Here is an 839-nt window from a genome sequence, read left to right on the forward strand (position 1 = left end):
CCGGTCACCGTGACCCTGTCCAACGGCCAGGTCATCACCATCGACGCGGGCAAAACCACGGGCACCGTGGTTTTCCAAACGCCAGTCAACGACGTCTACAACAACGGTTCCACCGTTAGCACCACCATTACGACGGCCACTGGTGGCAACTTCGAGAAGTTGGTCCCGGACAACACCAATCCGCCGACTACCGTCATTTCGGATTCGATCGACACTACGACGGTGACGTTGTCGACTAACGACACTGCGATTACCGAAGGCGGTCAGATCACTTACACCGCAACTTTGAGCGACGAAGCTCATGCTCCAGTGACGGTGACTCTGTCCAACGGACAGGTGATCACTATCGACGCGGGTAAAACCACGGGCACCGTGGTCTTCCAGACACCGGTCAACGATGTTTACAACAACGGCTCGACCGTTAGCACAACCATCACCACCGCTACTGGCGGTAACTTCGAGAAGCTGGTTCCGGACAATACAAATCCGCCGACCACCACGATTACCGACTCGATCGACACCACCACCGTGACCTTGTCGACTAACGACACTGCGATCACTGAAGGTGGCCAGATCACTTACACCGCAACGCTTTCTAATGAAGCGCATGCACCGGTGACCGTGACCCTGTCCAACGGCCAGGTGATCACCATCGATACCGGTAAAACCACCGGCACTGTGGTATTCCAAACGCCAGTCAATGACGTTTACAACAACGGTTCGACCGTTAGCACCACGATCACCACTGCCACTGGCGGCAACTTCGAGAAGTTGGTCCCGGATAACACAAATCCGCCGACGACCATCATTTCGGATTCGATCGATACCACCACCGTGAC

At 55.5% G+C, this 839-nt stretch carries 1 protein-coding gene; it reads left to right on the forward strand.

Annotated elements, in window-relative coordinates; genetic code table 11:
• Positions 1–839: immunoglobulin-like domain-containing protein (locus tag SNL23_RS11390; protein WP_318302285.1), on the forward strand; the 839-nt coding region annotated here is incomplete at both ends.

Origin of the sequence: Pseudomonas sp. SED1, from assembly GCF_034044025.1 — a bacterium.
Classification (GTDB): domain Bacteria; phylum Pseudomonadota; class Gammaproteobacteria; order Pseudomonadales; family Pseudomonadaceae; genus Aquipseudomonas.